Raw genomic sequence first — 15,110 nt, 5'->3', positions numbered from 1 at the left:
ATTGCGTCATTGACCCTTTTTTAATTCAGCTTATTCCCTTTACGCTACGGGGAATTTCCCCCTATTTAACTTTCTGATAATCTATTTGTTAGCAAATGCAGTACTTTAGACTGTGAATCACAAAATCAAGACTATTATGAGGTGTTTTAAAGTTTTTATATGCGGTTTTGTAACCGTATTATTTTTAGGTTGTACAGAACAATACAATACTGCAAAACCTCCTAAAGGAGTTATTTCAATAGAAGAAGCAAAGATTTTAGATCGCACATTTACCGAAACCCGGGCGGATGCCATAAACAAAGCTATAGGTATGCCTGATAGTCGATCAAGTTGGTGGTCTGTAGATGATCTAGAAGCCTATATCGCTTATGCAAAAAGTGTAGCGAAGGAAAAAGGATATAATGTAAACGGCTTACGCGTGTATTATGGCGCTTATCCTAAGGATTACCATAATGCTGAAGTTTCCGGATACTCAACTTTATTTATTGTCCCAACCGGATATAAAGCAGCTTCTAATGAAGCGGCTGTTTTTAGTATTAATTTTCAAGAGGAAGAAGAGGATCTTGAAGTCCCTCCATTAAATATGGGACATTTAAGAAAACCACCTCCAGGCACGTACCAATAGAAAAAAAAATTAATGGAAGATTTGAGTTCGTATTCTCAATACTTAGAACTTATTGCTCTGATCATAGGTGTTATAAAGTATAAAGAATTTAAAGATTTTTACTTTAAATATGTCTTTTACTTTTTGATCTATGTGGTGGCCAATGAGTTTTTAGCGGGTATTTCATATGAAGTATTGAACATCCCCAATACCTTTTTATATAATATCTATATTCTAATTCATTTTTCCTTTTTTTTAGCTTGGTTTCATTCGCTAATTGTTTCGACCGTAAAAGCGCGAATACTTAAGTTTTTCTTTTTATTGTATATCGTGTTTTGGTTTGGCGAAGCGTTGACAATTGGCACAATAACTGATAATTACCTGTCCATCACCTTTTCACTAGGAACATTATTGCTCATAATTGCTGTAGCTTTTTATTTCATCGAAATGCTCACTAGAGAAGTTGTGCTTAATATTACGCAATCACCATATTTCTGGGTAAGTTTTGGTATTTTGACCTATTGCGTGACCTACTTGCCTTTTTACATTACTTTAATGTTCTTTTTACAAGAAAATCCAGTTATTCTGAGTGTGGTTCTCTTTCTCATTAATTGTATTCAATATTGTTGCATTGCAATTGCGTTTATAAAATCTGATCGCTATCAAATGGAGCATCCAATAGCAAAAAAAAGCTAACTTGCTTCTTGTATGTCTTTTGATGATAACATTTTAGGCTCTTTTGAACTACTTATTATAGTATGTTCTTTAGTGCTTCTTGCCTTTTTGATGATTATCATTATTCTTTTTTCAGTATTTCAAAAGCGCAAGATCAAGTTTATTAATCAGCGTAATGAAGCTATTTTAAGATATCAAGAAGAAGTTGCGCGTACTCAGGTCGAAATTCAAGAAGAAACCTTAAAGAATGTGGGTCGCGAATTGCACGATAATATTGGTCAGCTAATTTCTGTAGCTAATTTGGAGTTAAAGATCTTTGGCGCAAATAACCATTTAGAAAAAGAACCAGAGCTTATAGAAATCACAAATCTGCTAGGCAAATCCTTAAGTGAGATAAGGGCCTTATCTAAAAACCTGAACAACGATATTATTACACATATCGGTCTTCAGGAGAGTATAAAAAATGAACTTAATCGCCTAGAACGACTCAAATTTTTAAATACAGCATTTACTATTCAAGGAGCGCCATTTTCAATACCTAAAGATGATACCATCATTTTATTTAGGATCGTGCAAGAATTTCTCAGTAATGTGATCAAGCACGCAAAAGCCTCTTCTCTAGAGGTTATGATGCTCTTTAAGGATGATTTCTTAGAAATTTTAGCCCAAGATGATGGGATTGGCTTTGATCAAAGTGTAACATCTCAGGGGTCTGGGCTACTAAATATGCATACTCGGGCACAAATGATCAGAGCAGAGTTTGAGCTTAATTCAACTAAAAACAAGGGTACACGTCTTAAAATCAAATACATAAAGGTTTAATTTATTTATTATAATTACCTTTAACGCACTTAAAACTAACCACAAATTTTACTATTTCCATGAAAAACCATGTTGTAGGAGTCGTTGATGATCACGTTCTTTTTGCACAATCCCTACAAGGGCTCATTAATAGTTTTAATGGTTTTGAGGTGGCTTTTATGGCACGTAATGGTAACGACTTGATTAATAAACTTAGTACCTGCGATAAAGAACCTGATATTCTACTCTTAGACATTAATATGCCTATAATGAATGGTTTTGAGACTATTTCCTGGCTAAATGAACACAAACCGGAAATTAAAACCATAACGCTTTCTATGGATGATGATGAAGAAACCATCATTAAAATGCTAAAAGCAGGAAGCAAAGGCTATTTGCTGAAAGATATTCACCCAGAAACACTTAATCTTGCGCTCAACCAAGTGATAGAACGCGGTCACTACTACACTGATAATGTAACTACTGCTTTACTTAAAGGTGTTTCTAAGAAAGAACAAGATACACTCCTCGAAAATTTTTCAAGTAGAGAATTAGAGTTTATGGAGCTTGCCTGTTCTGATAAGACCTATAAGGAAATTGCGAGCGAAATGTGCCTAAGTCCTAAAACTATAGACAATTACAGAGACACGCTTTTTAAAAAGCTTGAGGTGCGCAGTAGAATAGGTCTGGTGCTATACGCTTTGAAAAATAAAATTGTTTCTAACGGAAACTAAAGCATTTTTACAAAACTTGCCGTTGCGATAAGCTGACCTAAATGCCGCTGACTGTGTTCAGCAGCGTGAAATAATAATCCGATTAAAGTGGATGGTAATTTTTTTCTTCCTACAGATCGAGACTCCGTTAGCTGGTGCTCCTCTAAAGTTTTAAAATAGGTTAGGGCTTCTTCAACCTTTGCAGTAAAAACATTTATTAGTTGTTCAACAGAGAGATTAGTTTCAATCGCTTCCTCTGCCTTGAGGTACGCAAATTGTTCAGAAGATAAGGGTTCTTCTTTGGCATACGTAAGCATTCTATCTAAGACGCCGCTTAAATGCTTGAGGTGAAATCCTACGGAAGCTCTTCCTGCCGGTTTGACCCATAATTTTTCTTTTGGGAAATTTTTCAACCAAAATGGTAATTCTTCATTGGTTTGCATTAGAGCAAATGCTGCAGGCTGTAATAGTACAGGCAGATCTTCAAGAGGACCTCTTAGCCAAACTTCGGGTTGTTGTAGTTTTTCAGCCATTAATAAGTTCGTTTAGCAACCGCATTCTCCATAAATTGAAGTACTGTAAACTGCTCCATTCTTGTCAGTTATTATTAGAGTTCCTTCCCTATGGTAGCGTTCTTGATCTAGTTGAATTTCTTCCTCAATTTCAACATCTAAAGTATATTCAGATTTTTGTACATTTTTTGGGTCAACAGCAATTAAAGAATCATTTATACTGATGTAAGCAGGAGTAGTTTCATAACTATCAATATAAATAAATTGCTGTTTTTGAAAATGCGCTTCATCTACCGCATAATAGCAACTACATCCCATAATGTCAGGAGCAAAGCCTTCTATCTGAGTTACAGCGATACTTTTGTCTTTGACGCAGCTCACGAGTAACATTGTAGAAAAGAATAGTAGTAAACCCTTGCTCATAATTTTAAAATTTGGCTTTTAAAAGCTTAGGCCGAAGACGAATGCTCCGTCTTGATTGGGGCCATTAATTGAACGCACATAATCTACTCGTAAAAATTTAAATTTACCAAAACCAAGATTACCAATCCCTGCTGAAAATTCATAATACGGTTTTTGCTCTTGGGTTATTAAGGAATGCGCACCAAGAATCAAATTAGCATTTAAACTACGTATTCCGGGAATTTTGCCCAAAATAAAACCTTTAAAGTTATGCTCAGCGTGTCCTTCAAAATAGCTGTTGTTAGTACTAAAACCGTAATAGGGGAGCAGGTTAAAACCATCTAAGTGTCTCCCTTGCATTTGTATTCGTGTTTGATTTCCTTGAAAATGTTGATAGTCAACAAAACTAATGTCATCGCCATTTAAAAAAGTTCCGCCGCGCAGAGTATAACCTAAATTTCCCTTGTTGCCGATGTCTAATTCTTGCTTCAACTGCGCAGCAATCTGAGTAAAATTAAAACCGGAATCTGATGCTGCAAAAGCTTGCTCAAAATGTAGAGTTAGCGTAGGGTATTTTGACTCGCTCACATTGAACTTTCCGTCAGGATAACTCATATATTTTTGATCAAAATGAATGACCGCTCTGGCATTAAATTTAGCCAACTCGTGTGGCACAATTGCAGCTGTGTCAAAATTTAGCGGCGCTAACGGATTGTTTGATGTATAGTCCACCGAATTCTTAATCCAAACTTGATCTGTTGTATTAAAAAGCGGACTGCGTTTTTCGTACGCAGCGTTGGCATAAAATTGAAAGCCATTAAAAAGCTCTTCACTATAGTAAACTCGAGCAAAATCGAGTTCATAAAGCTTCATATAATTGCGTTCCCAGAAGAGGGTAGAAATGCTATTTACCAACTTAGAAATGGGCTCTTGCGCATTGAACTGTTGCACCTTTGTTCCACCCGTTATACCCAGCGTGCGTTTATTAATTTTATTAAAACGCTTTGCAATATTTCCCGTAAAACGCAGACGATCGTCGTCAAGACCATAATTTGCATCAAGACTGGCATAGGTAGCTTGATTATATTCTTCGGTCCAAGTATTATAAAATAAACCTGCTGTTGCATTAAAGCCTTGAACGGTATTGAAATTAAGCGTAGAAGCGACCCCGCTGTAACTTATGCGCCAGCGCTCAAAACTATTAGTAAAGCTATAACCTAATAGAGGATCGAAAATCCCAAAGGTATTAGATACTGCATCTACAGAATCTTTATAGGGTTTCGAATTACGTTTTTCTTGAATACTATCTTTAAGTTGATAATCTGCACGCTCTTCAAGGGTCAGCGGTACCGGTCGTATTTGTTGCCAGAATAAACTGTCTTTCTTATTGGCTTCAGGCTCAAAACGCAGCACTTCATTAGAAAAAGAAGAACGCTCAAATTGCGGCTCAAAATCATAATTGCTATAAACTGCGGTAAAGCGACCATTTCCGCCAAACCCCAGAAGTTTAAAACTGAATTCAATGTTCTGTGAAATTTTCACCCATAAATCGGTTTGCGAATCGTATTTAAAATTGTGTTTAAATACCAAAGATTCTACAAAAGGCACTTGAATGGCTTTACCTGTTGTCGTGAGTTCTGCACCATAAAGTTGCCAGTCATCTTCTACAATATAAATTACGCCAGAAAATACTCGATCGTTCTCTCGTTTTGGGGTAACGGCAATTTTGTTGATGAGTTTATTACCTTCTTTAAACGCGCCTAGAAGTTTATAGTTGTAATAATTAAAGGCATTGTCAGCCAGTGGCGAAATGAGTTGCGCATTGATCTCTAACGTATTTTCATAAAAGGAATAATCAGCTTCTTGAGCGCTGTTAAAACTAAAACCGTTGTCATTTCCGCTTACTTTGCTGGCGGTGATGGTTTCATCAAAATCATCTGGAGCTTGATAAGCGATTTTTGAGATGGTTTCGCTGAGATAAACAATTCCTGTCCGGGTTGAATCTAGTCCGCCGCCAAGATCTCCAATTTCTTGACCTAAGAATTTTTCAGGCGCATTTTCTACGCGCCATAAACCTCTGGAATAGAAGTCTGCCGTATATGCTTTCTGTTTATCTAAAATTACCGGTTTTTGTTCAAGTACAGCTTGAATAATCCTATTGGCGGGATTGCCGGTAGCATCCACAAAAACTTCATCTAGTGAGGTGGTTTCTTCCTGCAAGGTGACATTCAGCTCAAATGGGAAAGAGGTTACGCTAACTTCAACCTCTTTAGTCTGAAATCCTAAAAACTGAAAAACGACAGTGTAATTACCGGGCTTTGTTATAGCGAGCTCATAATTGCCGTCGCCATTAGAAGTTGTACCGGTAGCTGCATTTTTCTGGTAAATATTTACATAAGGAAGTGGTTCGCCCTCGGTATTGCTAACCAAACCGGTGATTTGTGAAGTTCCGGTAAATGTGCTTAGGGTGAGTAGAAAAAGAAGTAGCTTTTGTTTCATAAAAGAAGTTTCAAGTAAATAATTCTTGGGGTAAAAGCCCAAACCACTTTTAGGAAACAATTTTTCAATTTTCAGGCAAGCCTCAGAATATTAAATCCTTTGGTGGTGCTAATAAAGACTTCAACTACTTTATGCCTGTTGCATTAATTATTAAATGCTTTCTTGATCTGCCCTAATCGTTTTTTAGTGTCGCGCTCCTTAATAGTCTCTCGCTTGTCATACAATTTTTTACCTTTTGCTAAGGCGATTTGCATTTTAGCAAGACCGCGATCATTGATAAAAAGCCTGAGCGGAACGATCGTAAGACCGCTATTGCGCACTTCTTTATGCAATTTATTTAACTCACGCCTGTTGAGTAAAAGTTTGCGACTGCTCTTAGGATTGTGATTAAAATAGGTCGCGTGAGAATACTCTTGAATAGTCATATTGATCACAAAAAGTTCATCTTCTTGAAACTCACAAAAACTTTCGGCAATAGACGCTTTTCCTTCTCTAATAGATTTGATTTCGGTTCCTGCGAGTTTTATTCCGGCGGTATATTTATCAAGAATCTCGTATTCAAACCGAGCCTTCTTGTTTTTTATATTAATTGTATTTGCTTGCTTCATAGATTTTTTTGCCTTGTAAGCTTATCGCTTTATGCTGTACAAAAGTACTAATTTCTTATTGGGCGTTCTATTGCTTTAAATTACTTTAATTTTGTTTTAAAATTTATTTGATGAGAACATTACTCCTAGGTGCTATTGCATTATTTATTGTTTCGTGCGGTGAAACTGCTGAAGATCTTAATGCCGAAAGCATAATTGCAAAAGCTATTGAAACCAGCGGTGGCGCAACGATTGACACCTCTTTAATAGCCTTTCAATTTAGAGATAAGTTTTATAGAGCAGATAGAAATAACGGAAGGTTTAAGCTGGAGCGTTGCACAGATGCTGCTTGTAAAGATACCCTAGACCAGTTGACCAATGCCGATTTTAAGCGTTTTGTTGATCAGCAGGAAGTTACGCTTTCTGACAGCCTAGTCGCTTCATTATCAGGAGGTGTTAATTCTGTTCATTATTTTTCGGTTTTACCTTACGGGTTAGATGCCAAAGCGGTAAAACCAGAATTGGTGGGTGAGGCTACTATTAGAGGAAAACACTATTATGAGGTTCAAGTAACTTTTAGCGAAGAAGGTGGCGGAGAAGATTTTGAAGACACCTATATGTACTGGATCAATAAAACAGATTTTACCGTAGATTATTTAGCATACAACTATCACGTTAATGAGGGCGGAACGCGTTTTCGCGAAGCGTATAACATTAGAGAGGTTGAAGGAATACGTTTTGCAGATTACAACAATTATGAGCCCGCCGAAAAGTTTCCGCCGTTACAATCTTTAGATAGTTTATATACATCCGGAAGCTTAAGCTTACTTTCTAAAATAGAATTAGAAGATGTTACTGTCGAATGATATTCGCAGGGCTTCACACGAATTTTCAGGCTTGATAAAAGCTATTCTGCGGACCAGTCATTAAAATCTTTGAGCTCTACTTGGGCGCTTCCATTTTTGACGGTTACGACATATAAATATCCATACAGAGCGTCGTCGATCTCGTCATATTTGTTTTCGCCAAGAATAGCATTCACAAAAGCGGGAGTCGTATTGCTGTGACCAACGACCAATACTGTCTTTCCTGCGGTTTCTTGCTGAAATTCGGCATCATATAAATGCGTAGGATCATACAAATTAACTTGTAGCGCTTGTGCATCGGCAGTTGGCTGAGCCGTGGCTAGGGTACGCTTATAATCGGTGCTGTACACCGCATCAAAGTCCACATCACTTAATTCTTCAGCCCAAAATTGTGCACGTTGCTTTCCGGCGTCGTTTAATTCAGGATCAGAACCTGCATCAGGACCACGCATTTTATCAGCATGCCGAATTAAATAGTAGGTAGCATCCAAAGAAACAGGCGCAGCTTGCGCAGTTGCTTTAGGGGTGTCTTTACAAGAAATAATTGCAAGAAGAAGCGTACAAAGGAGTATGGTTTTTTTCATAAATTGAATTTAGACATTTTTAACGTAACCCGCATAAACCTTAGGTTTTTCTTGTGCTAGGCCGGGGTGATTAATCTGTACTTTTAAATAGTATTAATTACAAAAACTATAAAGCTATGAATTCTGATCAATTAGAAGGAAAATGGAAACAAGTAAAAGGAAAATTTAAAGAAGAGTATGGCGATGTGACCGAAGATGACACAAAGCACGCTGAAGGTAAATTTGAACAAATGCTTGGAAAACTTCAAGAAAAAACCGGTAAAACCAAAGAAGAAATTAAAGATTGGATCGATAAGCAATAACCCGATCACAATTAATTAAAAAGGAACCGCTAGCAATAGCGGTTTTTTTTATTTCTAAACTGTACTTTCGCAAGGCTATGCGCAAAGAAAAATCAGTAGAAATTCCGCAAGATCTTCCCTTGCTTCAGCAGCTTGTTTGCTGGGCAAATCAGGAATTGGTTTCTTGTTTGCTGTTATCAAATAATCAGGTGGATGCTTACGGCGCTTACGATTATGTATTTGCTGCTGGGGCACACGAGTCGCTACAAGTTTCTACCGGAACCGCTTTTGAAGCTTTGAAAGCGTTTAGAAAACGCACGCAAGATTTTCTTTTGGGATACTTTTCTTATGACCTGAAAAATGAACTGGAAGACGTAAAGTCAGAGAACTTAGACGGACTCGATTTTCCGGATCTGTTTTTCTTTCAGCCTAAAAAGTTATGGCTGGTTAAAAAGAATGAAATTACCTGTTTATACCTCCCGGAATATGCAAACGAACTTGATGCTGATCTGGACAAAGTTTTTAGTCAAGCCTTTCAAATAGAAAATACAGATGCATCTGAAAAACCGCATATTCAAGTGCGGTTTAACCGAGATGCCTATTGTGCGCAGGTTTCTAAAATGCTCGACCACATCAAACGCGGCGATATTTATGAGGCTAATTTCTGTCAGGAATTTTATAGCGAAGCTGCAATTGATCCTGTTGCAAGCTTTTTACATCTCAATGAAATTTCTGAAGCTCCATTTGCTGTTTTCTTCAAAAATGAAACACAATATGCCTTATGTTCCTCACCTGAACGTTTTTTGGCAAAGCGGGGCACTCAGCTTATCAGTCAACCTATAAAAGGTACGGCACCACGCAGTTTAAATGCCACTGAGGATGCTTTTCTCGCCCGCCAACTTGCCGCTGATGCTAAAGAGCGTACCGAAAATATTATGATCACAGATCTAGTGCGTAATGATCTTTCAAAAAAAGCTTTAAAAGGAAGCGTAAGAGTCGAAGAACTCTGCAAGGTTTACAGTTTTAAACAAGTGCATCAGATGATCTCGACCATCAGTGCTCAAGTTGATGCTGATGAAGATCCTGTAGCGTTGATAAAAATGACATTCCCAATGGGAAGTATGACCGGCGCACCTAAGGTTTCTGCAATGCACATTATTGAACAATTGGAGAATCATAAACGTGGTTTGTATAGTGGCAGCATAGGTTATTTTGAACCCAATGGTGATTTTGATTTTAATGTGATGATTAGAAGTATTCTGTATAATGCGGCAAAGCCTTACGTCTCATTTTCTGTAGGAAGCGCGATCACTGCACAAGCCTTACCTGAAAAGGAGTATCAAGAGTGCTTACTTAAAGCCAAAGCCATGCGCGAGGCTTTAGAGCTTTAATCTAATGCTATAAGTTCAATTTTGTTTCGTTGAATTTTTATACGACCCTCCAATTCGAGTTTTTTTAATAAGCGTGAAATCACCACGCGAGAGGTATGCATTTCATAAGCGATATCTTGGTGCGTACTTGACAGAAAATTACTTTGCATCAGTTTCTGTTTGTCTCTTAAATAGCGTAAAAGCCGCTCGTCCATACGCATAAAAGCAATACTGTCTATAGTATCCAGCATTTCCATCAGGCGATTTTGGTAGCTGTCAAAAATAAAGTTTCGCCAGGATTTGTAATTGGAGCTCCATTCTTCCATTTTTTGAATAGGAATCATAATAAGCACCGTGTCGAGTTCGGCGATTGCTCGTATTTCGCTTTTTCGTTGGCCTCGATTAAAAGATAACGTCAGCGCACACGTATCTCCTTTTTCAAGAAAATAGAGTAGGAGTTCATCACCCTGAGTATCCTCTCGCAAAATCTTGATAGCACCGGATACTAACAAAGGCATTGCGGTGATATATTGACCGATTTCCATTAGTTTCTCGCCTTCAGAGACTTCTTTTAAAATTCCGGCTTTTGCGATTTCATCTAAAAGTTTTGGCTCAAAAATATGTGCGTAGTGCTGTTCTAATAATGCTCTCATATTTTCAAATGTAAACCGAAAAACTCAGTTGCGCGGTTCAATTTAATTCAGAAAGCATTAAAAAAGGGTTAAAGTGCTTGTTCTGCGTAGATAATCTTTTAGATTGACGGGTACACTAAATTGAAATTATATGGCAGGACATAGCAAATGGGCAAATATTAAACACAGAAAAGGAGCCCAAGACAAAAAGCGCGCGAAACAATTTACACGCGCCATTAAAGAGATCACGGTGGCGATTAAAGAAAACAATCAAAATGGCGATCCGGATTCTAACCCTGCGTTGCGTAATGCGATCCAGAATGCCAAAGGTGTCAATATGCCTAAAGACACTATAGACCGTGCTATTAAAAAAGCCTCAGGAGCAGACGCAGACAGCTATGAGCAAATGACCTTTGAAGGTTACGGCCCGCACGGCATCGCTTTTTTTATTGAGTGTACCACAGATAATACCAACCGAACCATCGCTTCGGTGCGTTCTATTTTTTCAAAAAATGGCGGAAGTTTAGGTACCAATGGTTCGCTCGAATTTTTATTTGACCGAAAAGGTGTTTTTACGTTAGATAAGAACTCTATCGAACGCGATTGGGAACTGCTGCAACTCGAATTGATTGAAGGCGGAGCCGAATCTTTTGAGAACCACGACGATGTTTTTGTGATCTATACGGCATTTACCGATTTTGGTAAAATGGCGCAGCATCTTGAAGAACTGAATATCGAAACTAAAAATGCCGAATTGCAGCGTATTCCATTAAACACCATAGAATTGCCGCTTAAAGAGGCAAAGCAAATTTTAAATCTTGCTGAAAAATTTGAGGATGAGGATGATGTACAGAATGTATTTCATACCCTTGAATTTTCCGAAGAATTGGAATTGGCTTTAGATGAAGAAGAGTAGCCTCTTGATATAATCAAAGAATTACATATTCTGAAGTTAGTCTTTGAGGGAGCCTACTTTTCTTTATCTGATTCCTTAGTAGTTTTTGACTTTTCGATAGGGAGCTTGTTTTCAAATTGAATACGCGATTTAGAAAGGTGTTTGCCATTTTCTAAGCTGCAAATGTATTTTATGAGCTTTTCGCGTAATCTACAATGCAAATCCCATGTAGTAGAAGCGTCTTTAGAGCTACATAAGGCTCTTAGCTCCAATGCATTTTCAGTAACACCTACGACTTGAACGGTGGGCGGAGTATCACGATCCCAGTCTTCTTCGGCTTCTAAAAGTTCTTCAAATTTATTACGAACTAAATCCACATCAATCTCATAATCAGCATAAAGGATTATTGGGCGCACTTGATGTGCACTGGTCATCGACCAATTTTCAAAGGTGTTTGAAATAATGTTTTTTAAGGGCACCACCAAGCGTCGTAGATCCCAAGTACGAACTACCATATACGTAAACCGAATGTCTTCAACATAACCCCAATCGTCTTCAATAATAACGGTATCTCCTATGCGTGCTGGACGGGTTATGGCGATCTGAATTCCGGCGATGATATTTCCTAAGGTACTTTGCGCCGCAACCCCTAAAATCACAGTTGCAAGACCCGCAGAAGCAATGAGGGAAATTCCTAATTTCTCTAAAGATCTAAATTGGGAAAGGATCACAGAGATCCCCACAATGATCACCACAAAAGTGATCACCCTACGCGCCACCGAAATATAAGTCATCATCATCCGGGCTTCGTTATTTTCTTCGGGATTAGCATCGCCAATTTTGGTTTCGGCAACATAAACCATAAAAGAATCAATAAAGCGCATAATAAACCACGTGATCGATAGAATTACTGCGATAAGCAAAATAGCATACAACGTACTGGCAAACGTTCCACCAAATGAAATCAATTTATTCAAAGCGATGTAGAAGAAAATCACGCCGATGGCCCAACCCGCCGGTGTTGCAAGCCTTTTAGCTATGGTATTGACCCAGGCTTTTTCAGATTTTCTAAAAAGTCTTCTAAAGAATATTAAGCTTACTTTTCCAAGAAAATAGCTGAGCACGATAAGAATAAAGGTTCCCACGACTTTCCACACCGGCATATTTAAAAAGCGTACGCGTGCCCAATCTGGCATCATACGATCTAGCTCTCGAGGGCCGTAAGTTTCATATAAACCGTCTATATTCTCAACAGTATTTGATGAAATGAGCCAAAATGCACCAAACTCTTTATACTTCACCCGTTGAAGTCGTAGAACAACATCTTTGCCCTCAAGATCAATCTCACCAAACACAATGCTTCGCATCGGTTTACCGGCGATTGCTTGGTTAGTGGTCGTGCTAATATCTATCTGGCCATCAGGACGATCAGATAGTCCACCCCAATCGATTTTAACACGTTGATTGAGTACGAAATATAGCTTTTCAGCTAGCGTAGAGGCTTCTTCCTGCGTGAGATTATTGGGAAGCAAATTAAAGTTGAGCGCATAAGATGCTTCCTTAAAATTATTATTGCGAGCGCTGCTGATAAAATGCTCAAGGGTTGCCTGTGGAGACTGAAAATTCAGTTTGTTAGGCGGTAGTCCGTTAGGCATATTCAACCTATTGATCACATAATAGGCTTCATTATATTCTTGAATAGCGTTAGGCAAAAAGGCTCCATCTTCAGGAACGGTAGCTTCACTATCGGGTAGATTGGCTCCAGATTTAGCATTTGTAGAATCTTGAGCGAAGCCCTTAAAATTTAACAATAGAATAAAGAGGAGAAGGATATGGTTAGCTTTCATAAGTTGAAATTTACGGTCAAATTTTAACAGCAGGTATTAGTGTTTCGTTAAAACCACTTAGGGAACAGCTCAACGCTAAAACTTTCACAAGCTTTTAAGAATATTAAATGTATAATTCACGGTTATTTACATAGTTATACAATATTTTTAGAGCATCAGTAAAGTAAACGGTCTGTTTAAAAATCGAACAGATTATGGTTAATTGAGCATATTAAAATCGTGGGTTTTGCGATTAATATTGTCAAAGTATTTTGCTGTTATAAATCTGTTTTTCAGATAAGTAACCAACTATTTTTAATTCTGTAAATGAAAAATTTTTTATTTGTTTGTGCCGAAAATGACGCTTTAGCTCATTGCAAGGCCGGTGGTATGGCAGACGTGGTACGCGATGTTCCTAGACAGATTGCCGCAAGCGGCGACCAGGTTCACGTTGTGGTGCCTGCGTATAACCGTTTGCACAAAAACGGCCGACTAATCACAGAATTAAAATTCAATATCAGGGGAGAAGCAACTCTCGCTTCAATTTATGAGGTCGAACCCAAAAAGCAAATTCCGGGGATTACACATTATGTTATTGATCATCCGGAAATCGTTGAGGGGAATATCGCACATATTTATAATGACGACCCGGAGGAACCTTTTTTTACTGATGCCGTAAAGTATTTTATTTTTAATACTGCAGTAGCACAGGCGGTAAAGCAAAATTTGTTTGACCATATTGATGTCGTGCATTTACACGATTGGCACACGGCGTTACTGTTATTTCATAGAGCTTTCCATCAAGATTTTACGATATTAAAAGACAGCAAATTTGTTTACAGCATTCACAATCTAAGTTTACAAGGTATTAGACCTTTGAATAATAATTTTGCATCTATCAATAATTTTTTCCCGGAGCTCGGCTACGAGTATGATAAAGTGAAAGATCCCAGGTATAATGACTGCATTAACTTGATGGCGGTGGGAATTCGCCTTGCCGATAAAGTGCACACGGTGAGTCCGTCCTATATGCAAGACATTATGAGACCCAGTCATAAGCCGGAATTTATTGGGGGAGAAGGCCTTGAAGAAGATTTACGAATCGCTTTTGCCGAAGGTAGATTGCACGGCATTTTGAATGGTGTGAACTATAAAAATATGCGCGTAGCTAAAAAAGGGAATCTATACGCCAATATTCTCGTTCAGATCTTTAAATGGATTCAGGAAGAATCAAAAAAATATAAGTCTGATATTTTAGCGAATACAGGAGAAAAAGTGGTGCATCTTCTTTTGAATCCGCCCAGCTTTGTGGCGTCTAGTGTAGCGCGTATGACCGAGCAAAAGTTTTATTTCTTCAAACGTAATCCCGAAGCGCTAAAGGCTATTTTAACCCATCTGGAATCTCAGAATGGTATTTTTATTCTTCTGGGTACCGGTGAGCCTGAGTATGAGCGTTTGATGCGCGATATAAGTTATGAGCACTCCAATTTTATTTTCATAAATGGCCAATCTGAAGACATCATAGATTCTATTTATCTGGAGTCTAATTTATATTTTATGCCAAGTCTTTTTGAGCCTTGTGGCATTAGCCAAATGCTCGCCATGCGCAATGGTGTTCTTTGTTTAGTGCATCACACAGGCGGACTCATTGACACCGTGCGGGATGGCGTAGATGGTTTTGCTTTTTACGGGTCGCACATCGATGAGACGGTGACTAATATGGTGAAAGCTTTTGCACACTGTATAGAAGTATTTCAAAATGATCGTAAACGTTGGGGCATTATGCGCCGAAAGGCTAAAGCAGTGCGTTTCTCTTGGGAAGATTCGGTGAAAAAATATTATGATAAGCTCTATACGTACTAA

At 38.1% G+C, this 15,110-nt stretch carries 16 protein-coding genes; 9 read left to right on the top strand and 7 right to left on the bottom strand.

All coding sequences use genetic code 11. The features are described from left to right. The first annotated feature begins 136 nt into the window (after positions 1-136). Genes BUA96_RS08440 through BUA96_RS08425 form a run of 4 tightly spaced genes read left to right on the top strand, consistent with a single transcriptional unit; the run spans position 137 to position 2,814 of the window. The gene (locus BUA96_RS08440) at positions 137-625 is read left to right on the top strand and encodes a hypothetical protein (RefSeq protein WP_084673104.1); all 489 of its coding nucleotides are present in this window, start codon (positions 137-139) and stop codon (positions 623-625) included. A 12-nt stretch (positions 626-637) separates the two neighbouring features. Then, entirely contained in the window at positions 638-1,300 is a 663-nt protein-coding gene (locus tag BUA96_RS08435) for a hypothetical protein (protein WP_072982224.1), read from the top strand. Between the two features lie 12 nt (positions 1,301-1,312). Then, entirely contained in the window at positions 1,313-2,101 is a 789-nt protein-coding gene (locus tag BUA96_RS08430; RefSeq protein WP_072982223.1) for a sensor histidine kinase, read from the top strand. Positions 2,102-2,160: 59 nt separating this feature from the next. Next, on the top strand, positions 2,161-2,814 hold the full coding sequence (locus BUA96_RS08425; RefSeq protein WP_072982222.1) for a response regulator: 654 nt from the start codon (positions 2,161-2,163) through the stop codon (positions 2,812-2,814). Here the strand turns inward: BUA96_RS08425 and BUA96_RS08420 are convergent. The 4 genes from BUA96_RS08420 to smpB all read right to left on the bottom strand — a co-directional run bounded on the left by BUA96_RS08420 (position 2,811) and on the right by smpB (position 6,814). Continuing rightward, positions 2,811-3,326 (bottom strand): DinB family protein, encoded by a 516-nt coding sequence (locus tag BUA96_RS08420; RefSeq protein ID WP_072982221.1) that lies wholly within the window; start codon positions 3,324-3,326, stop codon positions 2,811-2,813. The genes BUA96_RS08425 and BUA96_RS08420 overlap by 4 nt on opposite strands. 12 nt (positions 3,327-3,338) lie before the next feature. Continuing rightward, the gene (locus BUA96_RS08415) at positions 3,339-3,728 is read right to left on the bottom strand and encodes a hypothetical protein (RefSeq protein ID WP_072982220.1); all 390 of its coding nucleotides are present in this window, start codon (positions 3,726-3,728) and stop codon (positions 3,339-3,341) included. 18 nt (positions 3,729-3,746) lie between these two features. Beyond that, positions 3,747-6,206, bottom strand: a complete 2,460-nt coding sequence (locus BUA96_RS08410) for a DUF5686 and carboxypeptidase regulatory-like domain-containing protein (protein ID WP_072982853.1) — start codon at positions 6,204-6,206, stop codon at positions 3,747-3,749. A 143-nt stretch (positions 6,207-6,349) separates the two neighbouring features. Further along, complete coding sequence (gene smpB / locus BUA96_RS08405) at positions 6,350-6,814, bottom strand: SsrA-binding protein SmpB (protein ID WP_072982218.1); 465 nt, start codon at positions 6,812-6,814, stop codon at positions 6,350-6,352. A gap of 110 nt (positions 6,815-6,924) precedes the next feature. Between smpB and BUA96_RS08400 the strand changes: the two genes are divergently transcribed. Then, positions 6,925-7,659: a DUF6503 family protein gene (locus BUA96_RS08400; protein ID WP_072982216.1), complete on the top strand. Its 735-nt coding sequence runs from the start codon at positions 6,925-6,927 to the stop codon at positions 7,657-7,659. Between the two features lie 41 nt (positions 7,660-7,700). On the opposite strand, the gene BUA96_RS08395 is transcribed toward BUA96_RS08400, so the two are convergent. Continuing rightward, entirely contained in the window at positions 7,701-8,243 is a 543-nt protein-coding gene (locus tag BUA96_RS08395; protein WP_072982214.1) for a SixA phosphatase family protein, read from the bottom strand. Between the two features lie 116 nt (positions 8,244-8,359). Here BUA96_RS08395 and BUA96_RS08390 point away from each other — a divergent pair, with 116 nt between their 5' ends. Both BUA96_RS08390 and BUA96_RS08385 read left to right on the top strand, forming a co-directional pair. Next, positions 8,360-8,545, top strand: a complete 186-nt coding sequence (locus tag BUA96_RS08390) for a CsbD family protein (RefSeq protein WP_072982212.1) — start codon at positions 8,360-8,362, stop codon at positions 8,543-8,545. A gap of 77 nt (positions 8,546-8,622) precedes the next feature. Then, the gene (locus BUA96_RS08385) at positions 8,623-9,915 is read left to right on the top strand and encodes an anthranilate synthase component I family protein (RefSeq protein WP_072982211.1); all 1,293 of its coding nucleotides are present in this window, start codon (positions 8,623-8,625) and stop codon (positions 9,913-9,915) included. Here BUA96_RS08385 and BUA96_RS08380 read toward each other — a convergent pair. Further along, positions 9,912-10,547: a Crp/Fnr family transcriptional regulator gene (locus BUA96_RS08380; RefSeq protein WP_072982209.1), complete on the bottom strand. Its 636-nt coding sequence runs from the start codon at positions 10,545-10,547 to the stop codon at positions 9,912-9,914. The genes BUA96_RS08385 and BUA96_RS08380 overlap by 4 nt on opposite strands. A gap of 130 nt (positions 10,548-10,677) precedes the next feature. Between BUA96_RS08380 and BUA96_RS08375 the strand changes: the two genes are divergently transcribed. Next, positions 10,678-11,442, top strand: coding sequence for a YebC/PmpR family DNA-binding transcriptional regulator (locus BUA96_RS08375; protein ID WP_072982208.1), 765 nt, complete (start codon positions 10,678-10,680; stop codon positions 11,440-11,442). Between the two features lie 53 nt (positions 11,443-11,495). Here the strand turns inward: BUA96_RS08375 and BUA96_RS08370 are convergent, their stop codons facing one another. Continuing rightward, the gene (locus tag BUA96_RS08370) at positions 11,496-13,268 is read right to left on the bottom strand and encodes a mechanosensitive ion channel family protein (RefSeq protein ID WP_072982206.1); all 1,773 of its coding nucleotides are present in this window, start codon (positions 13,266-13,268) and stop codon (positions 11,496-11,498) included. A 306-nt stretch (positions 13,269-13,574) separates the two neighbouring features. Here BUA96_RS08370 and BUA96_RS08365 point away from each other — a divergent pair, with 306 nt between their 5' ends. After that, the gene (locus tag BUA96_RS08365) at positions 13,575-15,110 is read left to right on the top strand and encodes a glycogen synthase (RefSeq protein WP_072982204.1); all 1,536 of its coding nucleotides are present in this window, start codon (positions 13,575-13,577) and stop codon (positions 15,108-15,110) included.

The organism is Leeuwenhoekiella palythoae (genome assembly GCF_900130045.1).
In the GTDB taxonomy this organism is placed as follows: Bacteria; Bacteroidota; Bacteroidia; order Flavobacteriales; family Flavobacteriaceae; genus Leeuwenhoekiella; species Leeuwenhoekiella palythoae.
Note: the sequence above shows the minus strand (reverse complement) of the source record. Positions and strands in the feature narration are given on the sequence as shown.

Excerpts from the sequence above, each read along its gene's own strand:
- BUA96_RS08385 (WP_072982211.1), top strand. The coding sequence starts at position 8,623 with ATGCGCAAAGAAAAATCAGTAGAAATTCCGCAAGATCTTCCCTTGCTT.
- BUA96_RS08375 (WP_072982208.1), top strand. The coding sequence starts at position 10,678 with ATGGCAGGACATAGCAAATGGGCAAATATTAAACACAGAAAAGGAGCC.
- BUA96_RS08435 (WP_072982224.1), top strand. The coding sequence starts at position 638 with ATGGAAGATTTGAGTTCGTATTCTCAATACTTAGAACTTATTGCTCTG.
- smpB (WP_072982218.1), bottom strand. The coding sequence starts at position 6,814 with ATGAAGCAAGCAAATACAATTAATATAAAAAACAAGAAGGCTCGGTTT.
- BUA96_RS08390 (WP_072982212.1), top strand. The coding sequence starts at position 8,360 with ATGAATTCTGATCAATTAGAAGGAAAATGGAAACAAGTAAAAGGAAAA.
- BUA96_RS08410 (WP_072982853.1), bottom strand. The coding sequence starts at position 6,206 with ATGAAACAAAAGCTACTTCTTTTTCTACTCACCCTAAGCACATTTACC.
- BUA96_RS08430 (WP_072982223.1), top strand. The coding sequence starts at position 1,313 with ATGTCTTTTGATGATAACATTTTAGGCTCTTTTGAACTACTTATTATA.
- BUA96_RS08425 (WP_072982222.1), top strand. The coding sequence starts at position 2,161 with ATGAAAAACCATGTTGTAGGAGTCGTTGATGATCACGTTCTTTTTGCA.
- BUA96_RS08365 (WP_072982204.1), top strand. The coding sequence starts at position 13,575 with ATGAAAAATTTTTTATTTGTTTGTGCCGAAAATGACGCTTTAGCTCAT.
- BUA96_RS08440 (WP_084673104.1), top strand. The coding sequence starts at position 137 with ATGAGGTGTTTTAAAGTTTTTATATGCGGTTTTGTAACCGTATTATTT.
- BUA96_RS08420 (WP_072982221.1), bottom strand. The coding sequence starts at position 3,326 with ATGGCTGAAAAACTACAACAACCCGAAGTTTGGCTAAGAGGTCCTCTT.
- BUA96_RS08415 (WP_072982220.1), bottom strand. The coding sequence starts at position 3,728 with ATGAGCAAGGGTTTACTACTATTCTTTTCTACAATGTTACTCGTGAGC.
- BUA96_RS08400 (WP_072982216.1), top strand. The coding sequence starts at position 6,925 with ATGAGAACATTACTCCTAGGTGCTATTGCATTATTTATTGTTTCGTGC.
- BUA96_RS08395 (WP_072982214.1), bottom strand. The coding sequence starts at position 8,243 with ATGAAAAAAACCATACTCCTTTGTACGCTTCTTCTTGCAATTATTTCT.
- BUA96_RS08380 (WP_072982209.1), bottom strand. The coding sequence starts at position 10,547 with ATGAGAGCATTATTAGAACAGCACTACGCACATATTTTTGAGCCAAAA.
- BUA96_RS08370 (WP_072982206.1), bottom strand. The coding sequence starts at position 13,268 with ATGAAAGCTAACCATATCCTTCTCCTCTTTATTCTATTGTTAAATTTT.